The sequence below is a fragment of the bacterium genome, from assembly GCA_024226335.1.
Classification (GTDB): Bacteria; Myxococcota_A; UBA9160; order SZUA-336; family SZUA-336; genus JAAELY01.
On the sequence record JAAELY010000485.1, the window covers coordinates 1 to 728 of the forward strand.

General features: G+C 60.3%; 1 protein-coding gene. It reads left to right on the top strand.

The window, feature by feature from the left end; all coding sequences use genetic code 11:
• Positions 1 to 88: 88 nt before the first annotated feature.
• A complete protein-coding gene (locus tag GY725_22950; protein MCP4007049.1) occupies positions 89 to 361 on the top strand; it encodes a hypothetical protein in 273 nt (90 codons plus the stop codon).
• Positions 362 to 728 lie beyond the last annotated feature (367 nt).

Genomic DNA, 728 nt, shown 5'->3' on the forward strand with positions numbered 1-728 from the left:
ATCGCAGGCTCCGTAGGTGCTCGATCCGAGCGAGAGGTGTGGAGCATCATCCAAGGCATAGTCGTCGATCAGCTGGGAGTGACCTTGAATGAGGTCGTTCCTGAAGCACGGTTCGTCGACGATCTTGGCGCTGATTGACCAGCACTCGCGATCTCGCGACCTCGCTGCCGCCACCGCCACCAGCGTGTTGGTGGAACATGCTGTCCATCGCGTCGCGCACACTCAGCAGGAAACCCTCAGCGAGGCTCTCGATCGGCCGTGCGAGGTCGTATTGGAATCCGCCGCCCGGCCGACCAGCGATTCGATCGCACCTTGCATGATGTCGCAGGGAGCCGACGTCGGGCGCTCGCGTTGGGCGTGAAAGCCCCTTGAAGCTCACGCGGCGCGTGGCCCTCGATCGGTGAGAGCATTCTCAAAGTTGAGAATGGCCATTCTCAGCTTCGAGAATCGCGACGATTCCGTGAGACAGCCCCTAACTCCTTTGAAATCAGATTGTTGAGGACAATCTTGAGGGTTGGACAGAGCATCGATTCCGGCCCGAGAGCCTGGCGCGTTTCTTGCTGCCATGTAGATTGGCCGACGGACAAGAAGAAGCCCCCAAAACGAATGAGGAGATCCCATGAAGAAGCTCACCATCGCCCTATTAGCCATGTTGCTTGCCGCCCCCGCCTTTTCGGCGGAGGTGTTGCCCCTGCTTTCGGCCGCCGAGTCGGATCCGGCCGCCCGTG